The organism is Paenibacillus zanthoxyli JH29 (assembly GCF_000520715.1).
Lineage (GTDB): Bacteria > Bacillota > Bacilli > Paenibacillales > Paenibacillaceae > Paenibacillus_AQ > Paenibacillus_AQ zanthoxyli.
This window is the reverse complement of the sequence record NZ_ASSD01000031.1, coordinates 13,108-34,478: the sequence shown is the minus strand read 5'-3', so window position 1 is coordinate 34,478 and position 21,371 is coordinate 13,108. Positions and strand designations below refer to the sequence as shown.

General features: G+C 52.8%; 20 protein-coding genes. 13 read left to right on the top strand and 7 right to left on the bottom strand.

The window, feature by feature from the left end; genetic code table 11:
- The first annotated feature begins 141 nt into the window (after positions 1–141).
- Positions 142–564: a DUF3995 domain-containing protein gene (locus L691_RS0101600; RefSeq protein WP_025688373.1), complete on the top strand. Its 423-nt coding sequence runs from the start codon at positions 142–144 to the stop codon at positions 562–564.
- 293 nt (positions 565–857) lie between these two features.
- Here the strand turns inward: L691_RS0101600 and L691_RS0101595 are convergent, their stop codons facing one another.
- Positions 858–1,625, bottom strand: a complete 768-nt coding sequence (locus tag L691_RS0101595) for an SDR family NAD(P)-dependent oxidoreductase (RefSeq protein ID WP_025688372.1) — start codon at positions 1,623–1,625, stop codon at positions 858–860.
- Between the two features lie 16 nt (positions 1,626–1,641).
- The gene (locus L691_RS0101590; protein WP_025688370.1) at positions 1,642–2,100 is read right to left on the bottom strand and encodes an S-ribosylhomocysteine lyase; all 459 of its coding nucleotides are present in this window, start codon (positions 2,098–2,100) and stop codon (positions 1,642–1,644) included.
- A gap of 262 nt (positions 2,101–2,362) precedes the next feature.
- On the opposite strand from L691_RS0101590, the gene L691_RS0101585 reads away from it, so the two are divergent.
- The 5 genes from L691_RS0101585 to L691_RS0101565 all read left to right on the top strand — a co-directional run bounded on the left by L691_RS0101585 (position 2,363) and on the right by L691_RS0101565 (position 7,104).
- Positions 2,363–3,223, top strand: coding sequence for a MetQ/NlpA family ABC transporter substrate-binding protein (locus L691_RS0101585; protein WP_025688369.1), 861 nt, complete (start codon positions 2,363–2,365; stop codon positions 3,221–3,223).
- A gap of 24 nt (positions 3,224–3,247) precedes the next feature.
- On the top strand, positions 3,248–4,453 hold the full coding sequence (locus L691_RS0101580; protein ID WP_025688367.1) for an aminotransferase class I/II-fold pyridoxal phosphate-dependent enzyme: 1,206 nt from the start codon (positions 3,248–3,250) through the stop codon (positions 4,451–4,453).
- A 2-nt stretch (positions 4,454–4,455) separates the two neighbouring features.
- Positions 4,456–5,559 (top strand): methionine ABC transporter ATP-binding protein, encoded by a 1,104-nt coding sequence (locus L691_RS0101575; protein WP_025688365.1) that lies wholly within the window; start codon positions 4,456–4,458, stop codon positions 5,557–5,559.
- Positions 5,556–6,212, top strand: coding sequence for a methionine ABC transporter permease (locus L691_RS0101570; RefSeq protein WP_025688364.1), 657 nt, complete (start codon positions 5,556–5,558; stop codon positions 6,210–6,212). The genes L691_RS0101575 and L691_RS0101570 overlap by 4 nt, the downstream gene beginning before the upstream one ends.
- 169 nt (positions 6,213–6,381) lie before the next feature.
- Entirely contained in the window at positions 6,382–7,104 is a 723-nt protein-coding gene (locus tag L691_RS0101565) for a 5'-methylthioadenosine/adenosylhomocysteine nucleosidase (protein ID WP_025688363.1), read from the top strand.
- Between the two features lie 73 nt (positions 7,105–7,177).
- Here the strand turns inward: L691_RS0101565 and L691_RS0101560 are convergent, their stop codons facing one another.
- A complete protein-coding gene (locus L691_RS0101560) occupies positions 7,178–7,975 on the bottom strand; it encodes a Cof-type HAD-IIB family hydrolase (protein WP_025688361.1) in 798 nt (265 codons plus the stop codon).
- A 231-nt stretch (positions 7,976–8,206) separates the two neighbouring features.
- On the opposite strand from L691_RS0101560, the gene L691_RS0101555 reads away from it, so the two are divergent.
- On the top strand, positions 8,207–8,920 hold the full coding sequence (locus L691_RS0101555) for a metal-dependent hydrolase (RefSeq protein WP_025688359.1): 714 nt from the start codon (positions 8,207–8,209) through the stop codon (positions 8,918–8,920).
- Between the two features lie 262 nt (positions 8,921–9,182).
- Here L691_RS0101555 and L691_RS33880 read toward each other — a convergent pair whose 3' ends face one another.
- Entirely contained in the window at positions 9,183–9,305 is a 123-nt protein-coding gene (locus L691_RS33880; RefSeq protein ID WP_269634830.1) for a hypothetical protein, read from the bottom strand.
- Between L691_RS33880 and L691_RS0101550 the strand changes: the two genes are divergently transcribed.
- The 3 genes from L691_RS0101550 to L691_RS0101540 all read left to right on the top strand — a co-directional run bounded on the left by L691_RS0101550 (position 9,256) and on the right by L691_RS0101540 (position 12,723).
- Entirely contained in the window at positions 9,256–9,798 is a 543-nt protein-coding gene (locus L691_RS0101550) for a carbohydrate ABC transporter permease (RefSeq protein WP_232229066.1), read from the top strand. The genes L691_RS33880 and L691_RS0101550 overlap by 50 nt on opposite strands.
- Positions 9,799–9,833: 35 nt before the next feature.
- A complete protein-coding gene (locus L691_RS0101545; RefSeq protein WP_025688356.1) occupies positions 9,834–11,126 on the top strand; it encodes a galactokinase in 1,293 nt (430 codons plus the stop codon).
- A 124-nt stretch (positions 11,127–11,250) separates the two neighbouring features.
- Complete coding sequence (locus L691_RS0101540; RefSeq protein ID WP_025688355.1) at positions 11,251–12,723, top strand: amidase family protein; 1,473 nt, start codon at positions 11,251–11,253, stop codon at positions 12,721–12,723.
- Between the two features lie 50 nt (positions 12,724–12,773).
- On the opposite strand, the gene L691_RS0101535 is transcribed toward L691_RS0101540, so the two are convergent.
- Positions 12,774–13,775, bottom strand: a complete 1,002-nt coding sequence (locus L691_RS0101535) for a lipoate--protein ligase (protein ID WP_025688353.1) — start codon at positions 13,773–13,775, stop codon at positions 12,774–12,776.
- Positions 13,776–13,959: 184 nt separating this feature from the next.
- On the opposite strand from L691_RS0101535, the gene L691_RS0101530 reads away from it, so the two are divergent.
- From L691_RS0101530 to L691_RS0101520, 3 genes are read left to right on the top strand one after another with little or no spacing between them, the layout of a single operon-like run.
- Positions 13,960–15,468, top strand: a complete 1,509-nt coding sequence (locus L691_RS0101530) for an aminotransferase-like domain-containing protein (protein ID WP_025688351.1) — start codon at positions 13,960–13,962, stop codon at positions 15,466–15,468.
- A 47-nt stretch (positions 15,469–15,515) separates the two neighbouring features.
- The gene (locus tag L691_RS0101525; RefSeq protein WP_025688350.1) at positions 15,516–16,439 is read left to right on the top strand and encodes a D-alanine--D-alanine ligase; all 924 of its coding nucleotides are present in this window, start codon (positions 15,516–15,518) and stop codon (positions 16,437–16,439) included.
- A complete protein-coding gene (locus L691_RS0101520) occupies positions 16,429–17,682 on the top strand; it encodes an aminotransferase class I/II-fold pyridoxal phosphate-dependent enzyme (RefSeq protein WP_025688349.1) in 1,254 nt (417 codons plus the stop codon). The genes L691_RS0101525 and L691_RS0101520 overlap by 11 nt, the downstream gene beginning before the upstream one ends.
- A 249-nt stretch (positions 17,683–17,931) precedes the next feature.
- Here L691_RS0101520 and L691_RS0101515 read toward each other — a convergent pair whose 3' ends face one another.
- Entirely contained in the window at positions 17,932–19,617 is a 1,686-nt protein-coding gene (locus tag L691_RS0101515) for a methyl-accepting chemotaxis protein (RefSeq protein WP_025688348.1), read from the bottom strand.
- A gap of 501 nt (positions 19,618–20,118) precedes the next feature.
- Positions 20,119–21,210, bottom strand: coding sequence for a M24 family metallopeptidase (locus L691_RS0101510; protein ID WP_025688346.1), 1,092 nt, complete (start codon positions 21,208–21,210; stop codon positions 20,119–20,121).
- Between the last annotated feature and the right edge of the window lie 161 nt (positions 21,211–21,371).

The window sequence follows — 21,371 nt, the reverse complement described above, 5'->3', positions numbered from 1 at the left end:
CAACCTATGTGCTTATCGAAAGTAACGGTACGTGCTAGTAAGAAACCCCTGCTTCTTAACGAAGTGTAAGCAGGGGAGGTTCATCTAGAGAAATGACGGATCATCGTCTGGTTTGTATTGTGATCATGGGAGGCGATCGGTATGAAGGATTTTATGACTTTCTCTTCCACTCTTTTTTTGGGAGTGATCAGCCTGCTCCATTATTATTGGGCCTTCGGAGGAAAATGGGGCTCCCGGGTTGCCATGTATTCGAGGGAAGGGGAACAGCAGCCGGCACATTATCCCGGAGCGGTGGGTACGAATATCGTAGGGACACTGATTTTGTTCGCCGGCTTACTTCTGCTGATTCAAAGCGGGCATGTTCCGTCTATCGGGGCCAGCGCATTTACTCGCTGGGGATGTATCGTCTGCGCTTTCGTATTTGTCGTCCGGGCAATCGGGGACTTCAAATATTTAGGCTTTTTCAAACGCGTTAAGCATTCCGCCTTTTCAAGATACGATACATGGCTGTACAGTCCACTATGTTTCTATTTGGGACTGACCTATATACTCATTTTGATCTGAAGCCGCTTTGAAAAATATTCGAGAATGCTGCCAAATTGCTTCGACGCTATTTTTCGTATTTTTCGTATATAATGTTTTAAATAATTGATGAATCACTAACTACCTAAGTCGTCTCTCGGAATTTCAACAGAAAGCAGTAAAAGATGCGGTAAAACTCATTCAATCTGGTCAGTGCTTTGACGGTAGCGACATACAAATCTAACGTCGTTACGGGAGACGATAGTTTAAAAGTGGCATAAAAGGAGGCCCTCCTTCAGAGAGGACGCCGCAGCCGTCCCCTCTTGAATTTCGCCCTAATTCATGGTCATGCCGCCTGTTACATTGATCGCCTGTCCGGTCATGTATGATGCAAGCGGGCTGGCCAGAAATAGCACAACATTCGCGACATCCTCCGGCTGCGCCGTCCGGCCCAGCGGCACCTGTGAACAGTCCTCGGCCAGGATGTCCTCCGGCGTCATCCCGCGCAGCTGCGCGCCTTCCACCCGTTCGCGGCGCTTCATGTCGGTCTCGACAATGCCCGGACAAACCGCGTTCACCAGAATCTGCTCGCGGGCAAGCTCCAGCGCCATAACCTTCGTAAATCCAAGCACGGCATGCTTGGAAGCGACGTATCCGCCCATGCAGCGGTAGCCGTTCTTGCCGGCCTGCGAGGCGATATTGATGATGCGTCCGCCGCCGCCCTGCCGGAGCATTTGTCTCGCTCCCGCCTGGGAGACAAGATAGACGCCCTTGGCGTTGACGTCCATGACCTTATCCCAATCGCCTTCCTTGATATCCACCGCAAAATCCATCGTAGAAATGCCGCTGTTGTTCACCACGAAATCAATTCTGCCGAATGTCTCCACGGCAAAGCCGATCAGTCTATCTGCGTCCTCCGCACGGGTAACGTCGCAGCGGATCACCGCCAGCCGGTTCGGGGTGATTTCTTTCCCTTCACAGGCGATATCCCCGATAACGACATTGGCACCAGCTTCCAGGAACAGATCCGCAATGCCCTTGCCGATACCGGACAGACCTCCGGTTATGACCAGCGTCTTGCCGGTCAAATCGATTGTCAGCATCGTTCTTTCCGGCTCCTTAGCGGCGCGTGAAGGGATCGTCGCTGATGCCCGCCTCAAGCACGAGCTTCGCATATTCCTTCGCGCTGAACAGGGAATGGTCTTTGTAGTTGCCGCATTCCAGAGCGCTGACCGCAGGTACGGTCTCCGTTTCCAGAACCTTGCGCAGCACTTTGGTCAGCGCCGCCGCTACCGCCGATGGCTCATGCTCATCCCAGATAATCAGATAGAAGCCGGTGCGGCATCCCATAGGCGAAATATCAATGATTCCGGGCAGCTCATCGCGCAAGTAAGTTGCCAGCAAATGCTCCAGCGTATGAAGGGCAGCGGTCGGCAGCGCGTCGGTATTGGGTTGAAGCAGTCTCAGGTCGTATTTTTGAACAATGCTTCCTGCATCGTTTCGTTCCGTTCCGGCAACCCGCACATAAGGGGCCTTAACTTTCGTATGATCCAATTGAAAACTTTCGACTTTAGCCATGTGTCTCTTCCTTTCACTTGTTCAAATCTATTTTCTTCAATGCTTATTTCAAAGTATCATACTCGGAATTTAAAGTAAACTAGTATTTTATATTTCATCCAATGAACAAATAAAAAATAGATAATCCCAGCGGTATAACGTATTGACAGCAATAAAGATGCGTACTATCATGAAAAACAAATAAATCCGATTAATTTAATTGGTTAAATGAGGTAATCGGAGAAAAATCTATTGAATGGATATTTAAGGGGGAAGGTTGTTAATGAAAAAGGTAATGAATCGATGGGTATCACCGCTATTACTGATTATGGCTGTTGTGCTTCTGATCTCGGGATGCGGGAACAGCTCCAACGCCGCTTCGTCAGGGAATGGTTCTGAGCAGGAATCCAAAACGCTGCGCATCAGCTTTAACCCGGGGCCATACAGCGATCAATTTAAGAACGGCGTTGCGCCTTACCTTGAGAAAAAAGGGTACAAGATTACATACAAGGAGTTCACGGACGGCATTCAACCGAATGTGGCCGTATCACAAGGGGAGATAGACGCCAATGTCTTTCAGCATTCCCTATACCTTGACTCGATCAACAAAAGAGAAGGGATTAACCTGATTGGCGCGGTCCAAGTTCCGACTCCTCCGATGGGCCTGTATTCCAAGAAGCATAAGAGCCTGGATGAGATCAGCGACGGCGCCCAGGTCAATCTGCCGAACGAGCCTGTCAACATGCTGCGGGCTTTGACCATTCTGAAAGAAGCCGGCTGGATTACGCTGAAGGATAATATTGATCCGCTGCAAACTTCGCTTAATGACGTCACTTCCAATCCGCATAATATCAAATTTGTGCCGACGGAGCCCGCTCAAGGACCTCAGGCGCTTCAGGATGTGGATTTTGCCGCCATTCAGGGCAACTTCGCCATTGCGAATAACATCAAACTGACAACGGCGCTGAAGCTTGAAAATATGACGGACCCATTCACCAACATCGTAGCGGTGGACAGTAAAAATAAAGACAAGCAGTTCGTTAAGGACATTATCGAAGGCTATCATTCCCAGGAATTCAAGGACTACATCAAATCCAATCCGGCGTATGAAGGCTACAGATTACCAGCTTATTTCAACGAATAAAAATCAGGAGGAGGTGTAATCATGGTGAATTTTAAATCTTCCGCTGTCATTGGCCGGCTTCCCGAGCACTATTTCAGGGCACTCAAGGAAAAAGTGGCTGACTACCGCAGCAGAGGCATTGATATTATCGATCTGTCCAGCGGCAATCCGGATCAGCCGACCCCAGAGCATATTGTCCGCAGCCTGAAGGAAGCGGCCGACAAGCCGGAGAACCATGGCTACCCTCCTTTTTACGGAAAAAAGAGCACGCTTGAAGCCGTCGCCGCCTTCTATAAACGTGAGTACGGCGTCGATCTGGACCCGGAAACGGAGGTGGCTGTTTTTCACGGATCGGGCATCGGCATTATGGGAATTTCGCAGGCTTTTCTCGGAACCGGGGATGTTCTGCTGACGGCCAATCCCGCCTATCCGCCGTATTATGCGGCGGCCGCGATGGCCGGGGCGGAGGTGCACGCGATCCCGGTATACGAAAAGAACGGATTTCTGCCGGATTACCGCACGGTTCCGGAGGAAATCATCCGGCGTGTGAAGCTGCTGCTGCTTAACTATCCGAACAATCCGACCGGAGCGGTGGCGACGAGGGGCTTCTTCGAGCAGTCGGTCGCTTTGGCCGCCAAGCATCATTTTCCGGTGGTGAACGACTTCGCATACGGCGCGTTTGGCTTTGACGGGCACAAGCCGATCAGCCTTCTGCAGATTCCCGGAGGCAAGGAGTACGGTGCGGAAATCTATTCGCTGTCCAAGACCTTCAATATGGCGGGATGGCGGTTCGGGTTCGCCGTTGGCAACGCATCGGTCATCGCCGCTTTGAAGCTATATCACACCCATGTGTACAGCACGATATTCGGCGCGGTGCAGGATGCGGCCGCCGCCGCGCTGCTCGGACCGCAGGGGAATGTGCAACAGCTTGTCGAGTCTTATGAACGCAGGCGCGATCTTTTAGTATCGAAGCTGCGCAGTATTGGCTGGGACGTTTCTGCTCCCGCAGGAACCTTTTTTGCCTGGTTTAAAGTGCCAGAGGGCTACCGGTCGCTGGAATTTGCCGAGAAGCTGCTGGAAGAGGCTCATGTTGCGGTCGCTCCGGGCGAGGGATTCGGCTCACAGGGCGATTCTTATGTGCGGATCGGACTGGTGAACAGCGAGGAGCAGCTGCTGGAAGCCGCCGAGCGGATGGCAAGAACGGGAATCTTCCGCAAGTCTGCCGTTCAGTTAAGTGAAGGGAGACCATGAGGATGATCGAATTAAAGGATATTCACAAGACGTTTACACGCAAAGGACAGACGATTGAAGCGCTGAAGGGCGTAAACTTACGGGTCGATAAAGGCGATATTTTCGGAGTGATCGGGTACAGCGGCGCTGGCAAAAGTACATTGATTCGGATGGTGAACTATCTGGAGCGGCCGACGAAAGGCCGGGTCTTCGTTGAAGGTGAAGCGCTGGATCAATTCTCTCCGGTACAGCTTCGCAAGACCAAGAAGAAAATCGGCATGATCTTTCAGCATTTCAACCTGCTGGAGTCGAAGACGGTATACGATAACATCGCCATTCCGCTCGTGCTGCTGAAGCAGGACAAGAAGAGCATCCGTGAGCGCGTAACCGAGCTGCTGCAGTTTATCGGGCTGGCCGACAAAGCGGACAGCTACCCGAAGGAACTGTCGGGGGGCCAAAAGCAGCGGGTCGGCATTGCCCGGGCGCTGGCAAGTAATCCTTCGATTCTTCTCTGCGACGAAGCAACCTCAGCGCTTGATCCGCAGACGACTAAATCCATTCTGGATCTGCTGAAAAAAATAAATGAAGAATATCATATCACCATTCTCATGATCACGCATGAAATGGCCGTCATTCAGCAAATCTGCAACAAGGTAGCCGTCATGGAACAAGGCGAGATCATCGAGCAGGGCGAGGTGCTCGAAGTCTTCGGCAATCCTCAGCATCCCACTACGGAGAGCTTCGTGCGGACCGTTATTCAAACCTCGGTGCCGGAAAGCGTGCTCCAGAGCCTAAGTCCGGAAGGAGCGGGGCGGCTGTTCAAATTGAAATTTGCGGGCGGCAACGCTTCGGAGCCGATCATCGACAGCCTGATTCGAAAATATAACGTCAGCGTCAACATTCTGTTTGCCAACATGAGCCAAATCCAGAACACGACGCTTGGCATGATGATTGTGCAGCTCGGCGGCGAGGATCGGGATATTTTCCGGGCTGTTGAATTTCTCGGATCACGGGGCGTTGAGATTGGAGAGCTTCAGGATCTTCAGGAATTTCAGAACCGCCGGAAAGACCCGGTTATTGCAGAAAGTCATAAGGATCGGGTGATTAAGGAGGTGACGGCGGTATGAATACGATTATTACAGCGGATCAGCTGTTTCAGGCGCTGCGTGAAACGGTGGTCATGGTGGGGGTATCGCTGTTTTTCGGGGCGCTGCTCGGCATTCCGATCGGCATCGTGCTTGTTATTACCCGGCCCGGGGGCATCCTGCAGAACCGGTTCGTTTTCGCTGTGCTTAATCCGCTAATTAATGTGGTCCGGTCGCTGCCGTTTATTATTTTGCTGGTCGCCATTATTCCGTTTACCCGGCTGCTCGTTCATACTTCGATTGGGACCAGCGCCGCCATCGTTCCCCTGGTGGTCTATGTGGCGCCGTATATCGGCCGGCTGGTTGAGAACTCTCTGCTCGAAGTCAGTCCCGGAATCATGGAAGCGGCTGAAGCGATGGGGGCGACGACGTTTCAGGTGATCTGGCATTTTCTGCTCCCTGAGGCGTTCGGTTCCCTGATTCTGACGATGACTACCGCGACCATTGGGCTTATCGGGGCAACGGCGATGGCTGGAACAGTCGGAGGGGGAGGCATCGGCGATCTTGCCATTTCCTATGGATACCAGCGTTTTGACACCTTCGTTATTCTCGTTACGGTTGCCATTCTCATCGTTTTTGTTCAGGGCATACAATCCGCAGGGAACCGGTTCGCCCGCAAGGCCCGCCGGGATTAGATGGCAGGCGCCTGGCGAAATCCTGAAGGGTGAACTTCAGTGGATGAAAATGAAGGAGGTACGAGCGGGGGAGCTCCTGGTTTGATGCGCTGGCGAAACCGTCACGGTTAGCTGCTAAGGGAATACATGCAAGGACTAGAAATTAGGCTGGTCTAAAGGAGTCGAATGGATGAGCATAGCGATCATAGGCGCAATGGAAGAAGAGGTGGAATGGCTGCTGGGCCGGCTGGAGAATGTTCACAGATCGGAAGCGGCGGGAGGAATGTATTACACCGGAACTTTGGATGGACGGGAGATCGTGCTGCTGCAAAGCGGCGTAGGTAAAGTCAATGCGGCGTTGACGACGGCGCTGCTGATTGAGCGGTACGAGCCGGAGCTGATTATTAATACCGGTTCGGCCGGAGGCATCGGCAGCGGCCTGCGGATCGGCGATGTTGTCGTCGGAACGGAGCTGGCTTACAGCGATGTTGATGCGACGGCTTTTGAGCGGTACGTTTACGGTCAGGTGCCGCGGATGCCGGCCCGTTACCCGGTTCAGGAGGAATTTCTGGCGCTCGCCCGCCAGCTGTCAACCGCCAGGGAGTCGGAAGAGAGTGTCTTTACGGGCCTGATAACGACCGCAGATTCTTTTATCGGCCGCCGTGAGGCCGCAGACTTGATCCGCGAACGGTTTCCCGAATCGCTTGCGACGGATATGGAGGGGGCCGCTGTCGCCCAGACCGCGTACCGGTTCGGCGTGCCGTTTCTGGCCGTGCGCGCTATTTCCGACATCGCCGGAACCGCTGCGGAAGAGCTGTTCACCTCTAACCTGGATTTGGCGGCGCTGAATGCCGCCAGATTCGTTCTCGAATGGCTGGACCTCTATCATCCGGCGTACAGCACCGGCATATAACGCTTATTGCTCTGTACCGGATACAGACGAAGGGAGCGCAAGATCCGTATTGCACGGGTCCGCGCTCCCTTTATTATTTTTGCAGGATGAATTTATCGATAACTTGCTTGACTCCGTCCTCATTATTGCTTGCAGTTATATAATTCGCGATCTCTTTCAGCGCCGGAATGGCATTGCCCATCGCTACGCCAAGACCGGCGGTCTCCAGCATTTCATGGTCGTTCCACGAGTCGCCGACGGCGATGGTCTCGGAGATATTGCAGCCGAAATAGTCGGCCAGAAATTCGAGCGCCAGCCCTTTCGTACCTTCCTTGTGCATGATTTCAAGAAAGTGAGGCTTCGATTTGGTAATGTGAACCTCGCTGCCGAGCAGCTCCCGGAGCTTGGGCGCCAGTTCGTCGAGGAAATCGGGATCGTCGATGATCAGCAGCTTAGGGGTCTTGATCCCGGCAAGCTTTTCCGAGTCCGGCTCAATATAATACTGGGTCTTGTTCAGTGCTGCATAATCGATCAGCTTCTGGTTCTCCTCACGGGAATACAGCTTATCGTCGACATAAGTTTGCAGATGCAGATTGTGCTCTATGCAGTATTTAAAAACTTTATGAACCGCGTCCTGAGGCACGAAGCGCTCGTACAGCACTTTTTCGTCCATCAGATTCTTCACAAGGGAGCCCTGATAAGTAATGATCGGCACATTAAGTCCGGTCTGGCGGGCAATGGCTTGGGCGGATGCGTAGGCGCGTCCGGTGGCGAGCGTGACAACCACACCTGCGGCTATGGCCGCTTCCAGCGCCGCCTGCGTGGCGGGGGTTACTTCCTTGTCGTCATTGATCAGCGTGTCGTCAATGTCGATGGCAATCAGCTTGTACATTCGGGTTCTCTCCTTATATAAATCTGCTGCTTGGGAAACGGATAAGCTGACTAAATTGTATCCTAAAAATAAGGGGAGAACAATCGCGCAAATACGGACTGGACAAAAGGAAGAAGGCTTGGTATACTTCGATAACCGCACGTGTGTTCGTGTTTGTGAGAGACGGTGCCGTCCCAAAAGGACAGCGCAGCCGTTTCTTCCTAGCATCTTAGAAAGGGGTGTTTGCAAACGATGATGGGCAAATCCCACCTGGTGATCAGCACCGGGGTCACTTTATCGGCCATGCAATGGGCCGGCTGCCATCTCACGGTTCCCGTTGTCGCCGTAGCGGCACTCAGCTCGCTGCTTCCCGATATCGACGAACCGAATTCGCTGCTTGTGCGCAGTGCGGTTCCCGCCTTTTTGCTGCGCACGCTTCAATTAACGTTGATCGGCGCTGCCATCTTTCTGTATTTTGCGGATGTTGCGCCGTATCCCTGGAATATCGTGCTGGCGCTGCTCATTGGCAGCGTGGCGTTTCTGCCGGGGCGAAGGCTGCGCAAGCTCGTTATGCTGCTGATCGCAGTGGGACTCGTGGCATTCGGAAGCGCATATGATCCCTGGAATGCGATCGCCGCCAGTATTTTGGTCATTGCCACGCTCGTTCCCCACCGGGGCCTGACCCATACACTGTACGGCGTGGCTGGGTGGACGGCGCTGCTGTATATTGCCGGGAAGGGAATGGAAAGCGGGAGCCTCCTGTGGATTGCCGGCGGTCTATCGTACGCGCTGCATCTGCTTGCGGACTCGCTAACCCAGCGGGGCATCACTCCGCTGCCGCCCCTGCCCTTCAAGCTGCGCTTGAAGCTGATGAGTACCGGCACAAAGAAGGGCGGGGCCGTGGAAGGAGTTTGCGTCACGCTGACGCTTTTGCTGGTCGTCCTGACATTTGTTGTTGGCCGGTAGCGGCGGGCTTTGGACCCTTGAAATTCCCCAGGGACGTATAGCGCGGACTGAGGCACGGAGAGCTTTTTGGCGTCGGATTCATCGGACCTTAAAGCGCTCCGTGCTTTTTTTATCGAAAGATTTGACTTTCTCTCCAGGAGGACAAATAATTTATCTCAGCTTGAGCCACCGAATGAATGGTATGATTGAATGTGATGAATGAGTGATATGAACGCGATCCACGATAAAATCTGTTGGTTGCGGTTGTCCTATGAAAGCGGTGTTACATCGTCTCATCCATTTCCACGCTGCTGATTATTGTGCTGGCCCTGATGTTCTCGTTCGCCATCGCAAGAATGCGCTGGAAGTTCCGCGAGAGCGTCAGATTGTATATGACGATTGGCATGTTCATGCCGCTTCAGGTCATCATGATTCCTCTTGCCATTCTGGTTCGTGATTTCCATTTGACGAATACTTACGGCGCGCTGATCGTTCCGTATGTAGCTATCGGTCTGCCCTTCTCTTGCCTGATCTTCTACGGCTTCATGAAAGGCATCCCCGGCGAACTGGAGGAATCAGCCTGCATGGACGGAGCGAATATTTACCGGATGTTCATCCAGATCATCGTGCCTGTCGTAACTCCTGCCATCGCGACCGTTGCCATTTTTCAATTCCTAAGCAACTGGAACGAATTCATGCTTGCCTATATTCTGATTTCCGACGAAGCGATGAAGACGCTTCCGCTCGGTCTGCTCTTCTTCCAGGGGCAATACAGCACCGATTGGGGCGGCATGGGCGCGGTCATGACGATTGCGAGCTTGCCGATGGTCATCATCTATCTGTTCTTCAGCGAACAAGTGGAGAATGCGATGACGGTCGGTTCGGCCGTAAAAGGATGATTTGTCATAATAATCCATGAGAGAGGAATGGCAAAATGCCATCTATAGCGGATACATTTCAGTTACTTAATTCGGAGAGGTTCAAGGAAAGATTAATAGACCTTTATGGAGAGAGCCAAGAGGCCCTCTCCTCTCAAATCGACAGATACACTTCTCTGGTTAACGAGTATACCAAAAGATTTGATGGAACCGATGTCTATCTGTTTAGTTCGCCTGGCCGCAGTGAAATCAGCGGAAATCATACCGATCACAATTTGGGAAAAGTTATAGCGGCGAGCATAAATATGGACTGTATAGGCGTTGCGGAGAAGAATACGGACAATAAAATCTGCATAAAAAGCATAACTTACAGCGAAGATTTTGCGATTGATCTTACCCGGAGAGAGGATATTGAGAATGCTTCCGGTACCTACTCGATTGTAAGAGGCGTACTCGACGGTTTTGAAAAGTACGGTTACAGCATTGGCGGGTTCAATGTTTGTATAACGAGTGATGTTATTAGCGCGGCGGGCGTCAGCTCTTCAGCATCTTTTGAAATGCTGATCTGTTCAATTCTTAATTTTTTCTATAACCATAACGAAATGGATATTATTACATGCGCCAAGATAGGCCAATATGCTGAAAATACGAAATGGAATAAACAGTCGGGCCTTCTGGATCAAATCGCTTGCGGTTACGGCGGCCTGATTACAATTGATTTTAAAGACGGCCAATCTCCGGTTATCCAAACATTGAACTTTGAAACCATAGACAAAAATTATGAGCTGTTAATCATTCCTACGGGAGCAAATCATGCCGATTTAAGTGATGAGTACTCTTCCATCCCTACTGAAATGAAGGCGGTGGCAAAGAATCTTGGAGGAGAGGTTCTCCGTGACTTGAGTATAGAAGAGGTATTGAAGCATTTTACGGAACTCAGGGAGAGTCCTGGAGATAGAGCACTTCTGAGAGCACTGCATTTTTATGAGGAAAACAGCCGGGTGGATCAACAGGTCGAAGCTTTGAACAACGATAATGTGGATGAGTTTCTAAGGCTGGTCAATGAATCCGGCAATTCCTCCTGGAAATGGCTGCAAAATTGCTATTCAAATTCGGCGCCCGAGACACAAGGGGTAACGGTACATCTGGCTCTTACCGAACGGTTCATTAAAAGCATCGGAAAGGGCGCATGCCGCGTGCATGGAGGTGGATTTGCCGGTGTGATCATGGCATTGCTGCCGAAAGAGTCCACAGCATCCTATACGGAATATATGAACTCATTTGGTGTGGGTAAAATTTATAATATTCGTGTACGTAAGTACGGGGCGGTAAATTTAAATCTTCTGTAATAAGCTTCATGCGAAATCTTTGCATACACGCCCTGGTTCAATCCTGCTGTGATGTTACTCATCGTGATATTATTGGATTACTAACTACGTAATTTTGGAAGACTGGGACTGATGGGGTGTGTATATGGAAGATCCTTTTAAAATGAAAAATTTCGATGTGGAAGAAACAAGCATATTCGATTTACAAGACGCGATGGCACATGGAAAAACGACCTCAAGAGAATTAGTGTTTTGTTATTTATCCCGTATCGCAAAGTATGATCAGGATGGTCCTCACATCAATGCAATTATGGAAATCAATCCCGATGCCATCTTCATTGCAGAGGCGCTCGATATAGAGCGGCAGCGTAAGGGCAGTAGAGGCCCACTTCATGGAATTCCGATTCTCGTGAAGGATAATATCGAAACCGGAGACAAGATGCGGACTAGTGCGGGAGCATTAGCATTGGCACAGCGTGTAAGCACGGAGGATGCTTTTCTGATCCGGCGGTTAAGGGAAGCAGGAGCTGTCATCTTGGGCAAGACCAATATGACAGAATGGGCTAACGGCGTTTCCTCCACCATGTGGGCAGGATACAGTTCAAAGGGCGGTCAGGTCATGCACCCTTATGGAGAATTTTTCACAGGCGGGTCCAGTACTGGATCGGCGGCTGCGGTTGCGGCGAATCTCGCAGCGGCGGCGATAGGTACAGAAACCTCTGCTTCCATTCTAAGTCCGGCCGTACAAATGTCTATCGTGGGCATCAAGCCGACCGTTGGTTTAATCAGCCGTTCGGGGATTATCCCTTTTTCATACTCCCAAGATACAGCCGGGCCGATGGCAAGAACGGTTTCGGATGCGGCAATTCTACTTAGCGCATTAGTTGGGAGGGATGAGCAAGATCCGGCAACTTGGCGGAATGAAAGCTGTCCTACCACGCAGGACTATACCGCATTCCTGGACAGAGAGGGATTATACGGAGCGAGAATCGGAGTCTTTTGTGAAGTGCCCGATCATGTGCGGGAATCTGGCGAGTATGATGAGGCTCTATTTAATCAGGCAGTCTCCGACTTGATTAAAGCAGGAGCGGAAGTGGTGGAACAGATAGATATTCCCTCGTTCCATGGCCCATGGCAGTGGAATAAGATAAATCTGGAATTTAAACATGGAATAGAGAATTATCTGCAGCACCTTCCGGCACACATGCCGATCCATTCATTGTCCGAGCTAATCGAGTGGAATAAGGAGCATGCTGAAAAAGCTCTAAAATACGGTCAAGATCTTTTGGAATTCCGGGAAAGGCTGACCGATCCCCTAAAAAATAAAGATTACCTCCTGGAATCCATAATGGATTTGCATCTTGCTCAGAACGAAGGAATCGATTATGCGATAAAACGTTATCAATTAGATGCGATAATGTTTCCTGCTTATATTGGAGCGGACATATGCGCCAGAGCGGGCTATCCGTCCATTGCTATTCCTGCTGGGTATCAAGAGAATGGCAGACCATTTGGAATTACTTTTGCTGGAACAGCATTTAGCGAACCTACTCTAATTCGCATAGCATATGCTTTTGAGCAAAGAACGAACCATCGCAAGAAGCCTGTATTCAACTAACGGATTGACTCCGTAACCCTGAATAGGCCAACCAGAAGTTTCTGGCTGACCTACTCCTCCAGAAAAATCAAACCAATAACATCCTCCGGCTCGATGCGGCCGAAATAATGCTTCAGGTCGAGGGGGGAGAGCGCCTGCCGAACCTCTTCCTGCTCATACCGCTTGCCGCGCAGGGCGTCTTCCACATCAGCTACATCGCCCACACCGAAGAAGTCGCCGTAAATCTTGATTTCCTCGATCCGTCCATCCTTGAGCTCCATCCGGATATCGACGATGCCGCCAGGGAACTTAACCGCATGCTTCACATTGCTCTTCGGCGACTGGCCGTAGTTCCAATCCCAGTTCTGATACCGCTCCGCCGAGATCTTATGGATTTGCGCCCAATCCTCCTCATTAAGCTTGTACTGCGGCACTCCATCCGGCTCCATGCCGAAGATGGACCGCAGCAGGCCCGCGCGGAATTCCTCAATCGTCATGTCCGTTCCGAGCAGTTCTTTAATATTGGCGACCCGGCTGCGGACTGATTTGGTGCTCTTGGACTTGAATTTTTTGGGGTTCGCATTCAGCGAAGCCTGCACATCATCCAGATTCAGATTGTACATCAGCGTGCCGTGGCTGAACATGCGCCCCCGGGTTGAGAACTGGGCGTTTCCGGAAATTTTTTGCTCCCCGACCTGAAGATCGTTGCGCCCGCTCAGCTCTGCGTTAACACCCATACTTTGCAAGTAATCAATGACCGGCTGGGTGAATTTCAGGAAGTTATGAAACGATTCGCCGTCATCTTTTGTGATGAAGCTGAAGTTCAGGTTACCGAGGTCATGATAGACCGCGCCCCCACCCGACAACCGCCGTACAACCTTGATATTATGCTCTTTAACGTACTCCTGATTGATTTCTTCTATTGTATTTTGATGCTTGCCGATAATAATGGACGGGCTGTTGATATAAAACAGCAAATAGCTCTCGTCCATGGACAGAAATTTTAACGCGTATTCCTCAATGGCCAGATTGATGGCCGGGTCCGTGATTCCGGAATTATCGATAAAGAGCATGTCTATACCTCCGTCGTAAAAAGAATTCATCCTATTCATTTCTTCCCTACCATAACACAACATCCATTAATGAGGTATATCACTTTTTTGACACCCAGAACCGCTACCGGTGAAAATCGCCGCGTGTGCGGTTCTTTTTTTGCCTGTGCAAATATGCCATGATAACGGTGGAGGAGATACACGTATGTTCAATGATTTCAAGCTTGCGGAGGGCCGTCCGGTCTATCTCCAGGTTAAAGATTATATGAAACGGCTGATTGTCCAAGGTGCGCTTCAGGCGGACCGGCGGCTTCCCGCGACAAGAGAACTGGCCGGGCTGCTCGGCGTCAGCCGCAATACAGTCATCTCCGCCTATGCGGAGCTTGAGGAAGACGGCTTCGCCTACACCGTGCAGGGCAAGGGCAGCTTTGCCGCTGCGGTGTCGCCCGTACGGGCAGCCGGTATTCCGGAAGCGGACGATGGCCGGAAGCTGGACTGGACGGAGCGCGTAAGCGAATATGCCCGGCTGGCGGAGGAACTGGATCTGATGAAGCGCGGCATCCGGGCGGCGAAAGGAACCATCTCGTTTACGAGCATCGCGCCAGATGAGAAGCTGTTCGATCTGGACAGCGTCAAGCGCGCTTTTTCGGACCGGATGGCCGTGGAGGGAAATGTGCTGCTGAATTACGGCTATGCCAAGGGCTACAAGCCGCTGATCGACTATTTAATGGACTATATGGCCCGCAAGGGCGTGGATACTCAGGATAAAGATATGCTGATTACGAGCGGCTTCACTGAAGGCTTTGACATCGTACTGTCGGCTATCCGAAAGAAAAGCGGAACCGTGCTGTGCGAGAACCCGACCCACAATACGGCGATCAAAATTTTGAAGCTGCACGGCTTCGAAATCAAGGGCATTGCGATGGAGCCGGACGGCATTAGTATCGATGGGCTGGAACAGGCGCTGGGGGAAGAGGCATACGATCTCGCCTATCTCGTTCCGTCCTACCATAACCCGACAGGCATTGTGACTTCCCTGCAAAAAAGGCTGGAGCTGATGACCTTGATGAACCGTTACCGGATTCCTATCATCGAGGACGGGTTCAACGAGGAACTGCGGTACTCCGGCTCGCATGTGGCACCGCTGGCGGCCATGGCGGGAGCGGGGAATGGCGTCATTTATATCGGAAGCTTTTCAAAAGTGCTGTTTCCGGGTCTGAGAGTGGGCTGGGTGCTGGCGGACCGGCGGCTGATCGGCATTCTCGAGAGCATCAAGCGGGCAAGGAACATTCATACCTCGACGCTTGACCAATCGCTGCTGTATCAATATTTGCATAACGGGAATCTGGAAAAATATCTTCGCAGAGCGCGGGCCGAATATAAGCGGAAATACGAGTGGACGCTTGCATGCTGCCGCGAACTTGTTCCTTATTCCACCCTGTCGGGAGACGGCGGGCTGCATCTGTTCATGGCGTTTGAGCAGGGCTTTGACACCAGAGAGCTGCTTGCGGCCTGCTCGGATAAAGGCGTGATTTTCACACCGGGAGACAATTTCTATACGGATGGAACAGGCGGGAATACGCTGCGTCTTGGGTTCTCCAGAGTGGCCGATGAGGATATCCGCAAGGGAATCGCTATCATCGGCGAAGCGGCAAGAGAGCTGATGAATGGTCACGGAAAAAATAGCGGCAGCTGGCGACCGCAGAATGAATAGGCTTGTATGAGCATGGACGAACCGGTTAACGAAAAGGAGCGATAGACATGAAGGTTGGCGTGATTATGGGCGGCATATCGTCGGAAAGAGAAATTTCGCTGAAGACGGGCGAGGAGATGTTAAAAATGCTGGACCCTAATAAATATGAGGCTGTTCCGGTCGTCATTAACAAGAAGGAAGAGCTGGCGGAGAAGGTGCGTGGCCTCGATCTTGCGCTGCTGGCGCTGCATGGGGCGTTTGGCGAGGATGGAACCGTGCAGGCTGTGCTGGAATCGCTGAACATTCCGTATACGGGGAGCGGCGTTCTGTCCAGTGCCATCTGCATGGATAAGGATATGTCCAAAAGATTGCTCCGCGCAGCCGGCATCCCTACCGCCGATTGGCTGTGCTGGAACCATATTGACGAGTTTTCGCCTGAAGCGTTGGAGGAGCTCGGCTATCCGGTTATCGTCAAGCCTTCCTCGGGCGGTTCCAGCATCGGCATGACCAAGGTGAACGAGCCGGATGAGCTGCGCGCCGCCGTAATGGAAGCTTTCCGCTGGGACCGGTCGGTTATGGCGGAGCGCTACATCCGGGGGATGGAGATTACCTGTCCCATTCTGGACGGAGAGACGATGCCGATCATCAGCATCATCCCTAAGGCTGCGGAATGGTTCGACTATGACGCCAAATATACCGCGAACGGAGCGGTAGAGCAGGTCGCCGTTCTGCCCCCTGAGCTGGAGCGCGAGGTGCGGCGGATCGCCCTGGACTGCTACCGGACGCTGAAATGCACCGTATATGCCCGGGTCGATATGATTCTATCGGACGGCTTTCCCTTCGTGCTCGAAGTGAACACGCTGCCGGGCATGACCTCCGCCAGCCTGCTGCCTAGAAGCGCCAAGGCCGCCGGGCTGACATTTAGCGGTCTGCTGGATGCCATCATCGCTGTTTCGCTGAAGGAAAGGGGCGTGCCTGTCCATGTCCGGTGAATGGATTCGTCAGGATGTAAGGGAGCTGCCCCCATCGGGTATTCGGGCTTTTTTTGAAAAATGCTCGGGTGACAAGGGCTTGATTCAACTCGGAGTCGGCGAGCCGGATTTCCGGGTGCCGGAATCGGTCCGGAAAGCTTGCATCTCCGCGCTGAACCGGGGAGAAACGGGGTACTCCTCGAATGCGGGGCTTCCGGAGCTCCGCCAAGAAATTGCCGGGTATTTAAGCACCGGCTTCGGGCTTTCCTATGATCCGGGTTCGGAGATCATAGTCACGATGGGCAGCAGCGAAGCGCTGGATATCGCGCTGCGAATGGTCATTTCACCGGGAGACGAGGTGATCATCCCGTCACCCGGGTATGTCGCCTACGCGCCGATGGTTACGCTGAGCGGAGGGACCGTGCTACCCGTGGAAACGAAGCGGGAAGAAGGCTTCAAGCTGACGGCCGAGGCGCTGCGGCGGAGCATTACCCCGCGCACCAAGGCGCTCATCGTCAATTATCCGAATAATCCGACCGGCGCGGTGATGACCCGCAGGGATTGGGAGCCGATTGCCGAGTTTGCCGCTAAGCATAATCTGCTTGTCATTTCCGACGAGGTCTACGCCGAATTGACTTACGATGGACAGCATTTCAGCATCGCGGCGCTGCCGGGAATGAAAGAGCGGACTATTGTTATCAGCGGATTCTCCAAAGCGTTCGCCATGACCGGCTGGAGGGTAGGCTATTCTTGCGCGAGCGGCGAACTGTCTTCCGCGATGCTCAAAATCCACCAGTATACCGCCATGTGCGCTCCCGTTCCGGGGCAGATTGCCGCCCTCGAATCGCTGCGGAGCGGGCTGGAGGCAAAAGATCGGATGAAGGCCGCCTTTGAGGCGCGGCGGACCCTGTTCGTCGAGGGGCTGAATGCGGTTGGCCTGCCCTGCCATATGCCGGACGGCGCCTTCTATGCCTTCCCGTCGGTTGCCGGAACCGGGCTGACCTCGGAGCAATTTGCGCACCGGCTGCTTAATGAGGCCGGCGTCGCGGTCGTACCCGGTTCCGTGTTCGGACCCGAAGGAGAGGGACATGTACGCTGTTCCTATGCCGCTTCGTCAGACCAACTGACCGAGGCGCTGCGGCGGATTGAACGGTTTATGGCATCCCTGTCTTCCGGCGGGCATGCGTTCCGCTTTCAGGAGGACCGAATCCCAAGGCACGGGGAAGCAGAGATTGAGGCCGGGGCGGCTGCGGTTGGCTCTTAACCGGGAAACGCCGGACTTTGGCGGCTGGCATTCGAAGTGCCGCTCCGCATGGGGCGGGCGATGAAAGCAGGAGTCGCCGGTCTGCATTAGACAGCAAAAGGTCCCGTCAGGCTGGGTGGAAGCCGGACGGGACCTTTTGCAAAATATAAGAATCTATAGGTTTTGCGCATATAGATAGTCTTATATTTTTACGAGAAACGGATGCCCTCCTCCTGCGAGGACGGCGCAGCCGTTTTCTTCTTGCAAGCGCTAAATTTTAAACTTCCTTACCGCTTCCTGCATTTTGAGCGTCTGCCCATGTAAATGCTCCACCGTTTTTGCGTGTCCATCGAGCTGTTCCTGCTGGCTGAGGTAATTGTCGGCCAGAATCTCGGCGCCTGCCTGCGATTTCTTAGTGATCTGCGCAGTTTCCTCTACGGATGCGGTCACTTCTTCGGTTCCCGCCGAAATTTGCTGGGTGGCCGCGGAAACGGACTGAACGCTTTGGTTGATACTCTGGATGAGTATGGCAAGGTGGTCGAAGGCGTTGCCGGCTTCCTCGACTTTACCTACGCCGGACGCAACCTCGGCATTAACCTCATTCATACTGGTCACAGAACGCTGCATTTCCTCCTGCAGGCGGAGAAGGAACTCGCGGATTTGCTCGGTGGCTTCTCTGGACTGCTCCGACAGTTTGCGAACTTCTCCGGCGACGACGGCGAAGCCGCGTCCATGCTCGCCCGCCCGCGCCGCTTCAATAGAGGCATTAAGGGACAGCATTTGGATTTGTTTGGTGATCTCCGAGATGCCCTGGACGATATCGCCGATTTTCTGCGACTGCTCGTCCATTTGGCGGAACTGCTCCAGCGATTTCGCGGATGTCCGTCCAATCTGGCGCATCTGTTCGACGGCGCTTTGCGCCGTATCGTTGCCGCTAACCGCTTCGGTAGAGGCTTCATGAATCTGCTCGGTCACTTCACCCGCTGCCGAAGCGATATGCTGAATGCCCAAGCTGATTTCTTCCATGGCCCGGGCGTTGTCCGCCGCACTGCTTGCGATTGCCGTGCTGCCTTTACCAATCTCAGAAGCGGATTTCCTGGAGCTTTCCGCCATTTCCCGGATGCCGTCCACACGTTCCTTCAATTCGTTGGAATCATCCATAACGGTGTCTGCGGTACTCAGCACCTCGCCGATTAAGTCTTTCAGGCGCAGCGTCATCGTTTGGAAGCTCTCGGCCAACCGGGAAATTTCGTCATGACCTTTAATATCCAATTCTTGAGTAAAATCACCCTCGGCCAACTGGTTGCTGTATGCCGCAAGCCGGGTGATCGGACGGGTAATTCGCCGGCTCATGAGCATAGCCGCGCCCATGCTGATGACCAGCGCCAGCAGCGTGATACCGGCGCTTGTCCACAGGATGCTGGTCATCTTGTCCTTAACAAATGTCATATCCGCGCTGACGCCGACCACAAGGTCGCTCCCTGGAATGCCAACGTAAGCCGTCTTATGTACGCCATGGCTGTCGGAGTATATTTCACTGATACCGCTCTTTCCCTTAGAGGCCTGCTCCAAAGCCGGTGTCACCTGAATTTCTTCCTTCCGTTTAAGCGCCGAAGCATGATCCGCACTCAGGACGACAGCTTTTCCATCTTTGTATTCTGCTAGAAAAATCGTCTCCACATTATGCTGGGTCCGTTTATCCCTTAAATAATATTCCACATTCGTCGCCGCCTGATCATTGGTGCGGGCCTGCATTGCGTTAGTCGAGTTGAGCTGCTTGTACACGTCCTGCGATGCAGAGCCGAGCAGCTTGTCGATCTGCGGGACAACGTAGCTGTTGATGGTATTGATAGAGATAAAGTAAAAGCTGATACTAAGCGTAAGAGAAGTGAATAAGAGGGCAGCGAGCAACAATAACATAAATTTCCGGCCGATGGAGTGACTGATCCGAAACATGCGGTTCTCTCCTTTTTAAAAATGAAAAATGTACAAGCTATGCTTCCATGATCCCCGTCATGCTTTTAGGATTAACGGAAACGGCTTTTGTTGAGCCGATACTCGTTTCTGCAATCCATTGTAGGCCAGCGTTGGTTCTTGACAGCTAGGTCTATTATCCTGCCGTTCGACCCGGCATAAAGACATGGAGTGGCGTGCATGAATACTATTTTATAAAATTAACCGTCGGTTGAATAGGGAGAAATGGCCTATGTAAGTTATAATTTTCTGCACTTCAATGATTTTTGCAGAATATTTCACAATTTTTCTTTATGGGACGCACATATTATTTTTATAAAAAAGAGAGCCGCGCATGATTGTGACACGCTGGCTCTCTTATTGGTTAGCAGTAAGGCAGGTTATCCCTGCCTTGAGGTGACATTTATACGTACGGACAGGCGAAGAGCGGGTGCCCGGTCCGGCTGGAGAAGGCTCCGGTCTCTGCTGCCGCGCTGCCGGAAATCACAGCTCCAGCACAGTCCAGCCTTTAGGGAATTGGGTCAGCGTCCGGGCGCCGCCCTCCGTGACGAGCACCTCGTCTTCGATCCGCACGCCACCGAGTCCCGGAACGTAGATTCCGGGCTCCACCGTAAAGACATTGCCGCTTTCCATGATGTCCCCGTTAAGGCCGTGCAGGGAAGGATATTCGTGAGTGTCCATGCCAAGGCCGTGGCCCACACGGTGAACGAAATAAGACCCGTACCCCGCTTCTTCAATAACGGCGCGCGCGGCCTGGTCGACCGAGCCGTAGGAGGAGCCGGCTTTGGCGGCGGCAATGCCGGCTTTGTTGGCGGCCAGCACGGTATCGTAGATGCGGACCAGCTCACTGTCCGCCTCCCCTACGGCGAAGGTGCGGGTGATGTCGGAAGCATAGCCATCCGCGAATACGCCGAGATCGAACATCAGCAGGTCGCCGGGCGCGATAAGCCGTCTGCCGGGAACGCCGTGCGGGAGGGCGGTATTAGGCCCAGACAGCACCATCGTATCGAAAGAGGGCCCGGCGGCGCCGAGCTTTTTCATCAAATACTCCAGCTCCGCAACGAGCTCGATTTCGCTGACCCCCTCCTTCACATGGGCAAGCCCCTGGCGCAGCACTTCTTCCACCAGCTTGGCCGCATGCTCCATGCGCTCGATTTCCCCCGGGGATTTGATGGCCCGCATACGGCGCAGAAGAGGACCAATGTCGGCGAAGCTGTCCGCAGGCGCGGCTTTCGACAGAAGCTCGAAGCGTGCCACCGAGACATGCTCCTTCTCGATGCCCAGCTTCCCAAGCTTAGGTCCGAGATGATTCTTCAGGAGGCTGTAAGGATCTTCCGTATCGCTGTGCGTAACGATATTAGAGACAGTTGAGGATGCATGTGCAGATTCAGCGTCGAGCGCGGGAACAATGAGCACCGGTTCCTCGCCCCGGCCTAGCAGCAGACCGAGGAACCGCTCATGCGGGTTGCTGGCGAAGCCGGTCAAGTAATATACATGCTTGGGATCGGTGATCAGCAGGGCGTCCAGCCCTTCCGCAGCCATTTCCCGATCGAGTCTTTTCAGAGCTTCATTCATTTGTACATTGCTCTCCCTTCAATTCACGATAACAAAAAGGCAATGAAACCATTATAGAACATACAAGAGGAGGACGCACGGTAGTGCGAATTTCCGTGGGAAGCCGGTGCTCCTGCTACGGGAGCTTACCGGTTAGAGATGAAGCAAGCTGCCCCGGCACA

Coding starts and splice junctions, on each gene's coding strand:
- L691_RS0101545 (WP_025688356.1), top strand. CDS start 9,834: ATGCCATCTATAGCGGATACATTTCAGTTACTTAATTCGGAGAGGTTC.
- L691_RS0101600 (WP_025688373.1), top strand. CDS start 142: ATGAAGGATTTTATGACTTTCTCTTCCACTCTTTTTTTGGGAGTGATC.
- L691_RS0101555 (WP_025688359.1), top strand. CDS start 8,207: ATGATGGGCAAATCCCACCTGGTGATCAGCACCGGGGTCACTTTATCG.
- L691_RS0101570 (WP_025688364.1), top strand. CDS start 5,556: ATGAATACGATTATTACAGCGGATCAGCTGTTTCAGGCGCTGCGTGAA.
- L691_RS0101565 (WP_025688363.1), top strand. CDS start 6,382: ATGAGCATAGCGATCATAGGCGCAATGGAAGAAGAGGTGGAATGGCTG.
- L691_RS0101515 (WP_025688348.1), bottom strand. CDS start 19,617: ATGTTTCGGATCAGTCACTCCATCGGCCGGAAATTTATGTTATTGTTG.
- L691_RS0101520 (WP_025688349.1), top strand. CDS start 16,429: ATGTCCGGTGAATGGATTCGTCAGGATGTAAGGGAGCTGCCCCCATCG.
- L691_RS0101560 (WP_025688361.1), bottom strand. CDS start 7,975: ATGTACAAGCTGATTGCCATCGACATTGACGACACGCTGATCAATGAC.
- L691_RS0101585 (WP_025688369.1), top strand. CDS start 2,363: ATGAAAAAGGTAATGAATCGATGGGTATCACCGCTATTACTGATTATG.
- L691_RS0101590 (WP_025688370.1), bottom strand. CDS start 2,100: ATGGCTAAAGTCGAAAGTTTTCAATTGGATCATACGAAAGTTAAGGCC.
- L691_RS33880 (WP_269634830.1), bottom strand. CDS start 9,305: ATGCCAATCGTCATATACAATCTGACGCTCTCGCGGAACTTCCAGCGC.
- L691_RS0101550 (WP_232229066.1), top strand. CDS start 9,256: ATGCGCTGGAAGTTCCGCGAGAGCGTCAGATTGTATATGACGATTGGC.
- L691_RS0101525 (WP_025688350.1), top strand. CDS start 15,516: ATGAAGGTTGGCGTGATTATGGGCGGCATATCGTCGGAAAGAGAAATT.
- L691_RS0101595 (WP_025688372.1), bottom strand. CDS start 1,625: ATGCTGACAATCGATTTGACCGGCAAGACGCTGGTCATAACCGGAGGT.
- L691_RS0101575 (WP_025688365.1), top strand. CDS start 4,456: ATGATCGAATTAAAGGATATTCACAAGACGTTTACACGCAAAGGACAG.
- L691_RS0101540 (WP_025688355.1), top strand. CDS start 11,251: ATGGAAGATCCTTTTAAAATGAAAAATTTCGATGTGGAAGAAACAAGC.
- L691_RS0101535 (WP_025688353.1), bottom strand. CDS start 13,775: ATGCTCTTTATCGATAATTCCGGAATCACGGACCCGGCCATCAATCTG.
- L691_RS0101510 (WP_025688346.1), bottom strand. CDS start 21,210: ATGAATGAAGCTCTGAAAAGACTCGATCGGGAAATGGCTGCGGAAGGG.
- L691_RS0101530 (WP_025688351.1), top strand. CDS start 13,960: ATGTTCAATGATTTCAAGCTTGCGGAGGGCCGTCCGGTCTATCTCCAG.